This window comes from Veillonella tobetsuensis (assembly GCF_001078375.1).
Classification (GTDB): Bacteria; Bacillota; Negativicutes; order Veillonellales; family Veillonellaceae; genus Veillonella; species Veillonella tobetsuensis.
Genome location: NZ_BBXI01000004.1, coordinates 1 through 2815 on the forward strand (window position 1 = coordinate 1; position 2815 = coordinate 2815).

General features: G+C 37.3%; 1 protein-coding gene. It reads left to right on the forward strand.

All coding sequences use genetic code 11. The annotated features are described in order from the left end of the window. The first annotated feature begins 410 nt into the window (after positions 1-410). A complete protein-coding gene (locus VEI_RS02040; RefSeq protein WP_059361632.1) occupies positions 411-2615 on the forward strand; it encodes an ATP-dependent Clp protease ATP-binding subunit in 2205 nt (734 codons plus the stop codon). The last annotated feature ends 200 nt before the right edge of the window (positions 2616-2815 follow it).

The following is a 2815-nucleotide window of genomic DNA, read 5'->3' on the forward strand; positions in this document are numbered from 1 at the left end:
GTTCATAATTTAATTATACCAACGAAAAGGGTCCCTCGGGACCCTTTTTGCTTAGAAATATAAAAAAGTTAAGGGGCTGTTTTGTTACAGCCCCATTTATTCTAATTAAAAGACTTTATATTATTATATTTATCATATAGGGAATAAATCAATATAAACAATTCGATTTATAGTAAATATTTTAAAAGTTCAAATTTTGTGATCTTCTATAAACCCAGTATTTATCCATATTTTTGCCTTTAAAATATATTGATCAAATAAAAGGCAAAAATAAGTCAAAAATTTTCTTTTTGACTTATTGACTTTTTGACTTATTAGGATTATTATAATGACATAAGGTTAAGAAAACCTAGTAATTATAGTATTAGTCAAATAGTTAAATGTAGTGATACATAAGTGAGGTAATATATATGAACAACAATTTCAATAACTTTGGTAATGAATTTGCTAGCATGAATGATTTGTTTAATCAATTGATGGGGAACATGGGTGGTTATTCTACAGAGAACCGTAGATATCAAATTAATGGTCGTGAAGTAACTCCTGAGGAGTTTGCTTATTATCGTCAAACTGGTCGCTTGCCATCTAACGAAGAAATACAAGCTGCTCAAGCTGCAAAACAAGGTAAAATTAAACAAGATGGTATCCTCGGTCGTTTAGGTACTAACTTGACTGACCAAGCTCGTGACGGCAAACTCGATCCTGTAATTGGTCGTAATAAAGAAATTCAAGAAACAGCAGAAATCTTAGCACGTCGTACAAAAAACAATCCAGTACTCGTAGGTGATGCTGGTGTAGGTAAAACTGCTGTAGTAGAAGGCTTGGCACAAGCTATTGTAAATGGCGATGTTCCTGCAGCGATTAAAAATAAAGAAATCATTTCCATCGATATTTCCGGTTTGGAAGCAGGTACTCAATATCGTGGTTCTTTCGAAGAAAACATTCAAAACCTTATTAAAGAGGTAAAAGCCGCTGGCAATATCATCTTGTTCTTTGACGAAATCCACCAAATCTTAGGTGCTGGTTCTACTGGTGACGGTCAAGGCTCCAAAGGTTTAGCAGATATCTTAAAACCAGCTCTTTCTCGTGGTGAATTATCCGTAATCGGTGCTACAACACAAGATGAATACCGCAATACAATTATGAAAAACGCTGCTTTGGCTCGTCGTTTCAATGAAGTAAAAGTAAACGCACCATCTGCAGAAGATACTTTCAAAATCTTGCAAGGTATTCGTCCATTATACGAAGCGCATCATAACATTGAATTACCTGATGCTGTGTTGAAAGCAGCGGTAGATTATTCCGTACAATACATTCCTCAACGCAGTTTACCAGATAAAGCAATCGACTTGATCGACGTAACTGCAGCGCACTTGGCATCCCAACATCCTGTAACTGATATTAAAACATTAGAAGCAGATATTGCAGATGCTAAAGCAAAACAAGAGGAATATGCTCAAAAAGAAGATTATGAATCTGCTATCAATGAAAAAATGCGTATTCAAAAATTACAAGCAGAGCTTGATAATCATACAGAAAATCAAAAAGTAGTGGCTCAAGTGAATGACGTAGCAGAAGCTGTTGAAAGAATGACAGGTATCCCTGTATCTCAAATGGGCGCGTCTGATATTGAACGCTTGAAAGACATGAAATCTCGTTTGGAAGCAAATGTTATCGGTCAAGATAAAGCTGTAGAGGCTGTATCTCGCGCTATCCGTCGTAACCGCGCGGGCTTTGACGAAGGCAACCGTCCAATTGGTAGCTTCTTGTTCGTAGGTCCTACTGGTGTAGGCAAAACTGAATTGGCTAAACAATTGGCTATTGATATGTTCGGTAATAAAGATGCTATCATCCGCCTTGATATGTCCGAGTACAGCGATCGCACAGCTGTATCCAAATTGATTGGTGCTACAGCAGGTTATGTAGGCTACGAAGATAATTCTAATACATTGACTGAACGTGTTCGTCGTAATCCATATTCCATCGTTCTTTTCGATGAAATTGAAAAAGCAGATCCTCAAGTTATTACATTGCTTTTACAAGTATTGGATGACGGTCGCTTAACAGATGGTCAAGGCAACACAGTAAACTTCAAAAATACTGTTATCATTGCTACATCTAATGCAGGCTTTGGTTTTGGCAGCGATGCTCAAGATGAAAGCAAAGCTGACATCATGGAACGTATTGCACCTTACTTCCGTCCAGAATTCTTGAACCGCTTCAACGGTGTTATTGAATTCAATCATTTGAGCAAAGATGATTTGAAGAAAATCGTAGACTTGATGTTGAACCAAGTAAATAAAACATTAGCTAAAAAAGGTATCACCTTAGATGTTACAGATGATGCTAAAGCTTTATTGATGGAACAAGGTTACGATAAAGCAATGGGCGCTCGTCCATTACGTCGTGTTATCGAAACTGAAATTCGCGATAATGTAACAGATTTCTACTTAGACCACATCGATGTAAAACACTTGTTTGCAGATGTGAAAGATGGTCATATTGTGATCAGCGACAAGGATGCTGCTAACATATCCGATGCTAAATCTGGTGATGATACATCTGCAGATGACAGCAAACAAGCTGATGATGCTGCATCCAAGGACAATAAATAATCGGTAGGCTATTGTCCCTTTCATTGAATCCCTTACAACTCTCTCCATATACACATATATAACAATAGTCCTATTGATGGTGAAAGCACTCGACATTGTGTCGAGTGCTTTTTGTATATAGAAAACCCCCGGATAGTCCGGGGGTTCAGTAAAAGCTTTAGCGTTGCGTCTTCGAAAAGTTACTCCTTTAGGGTAAGATT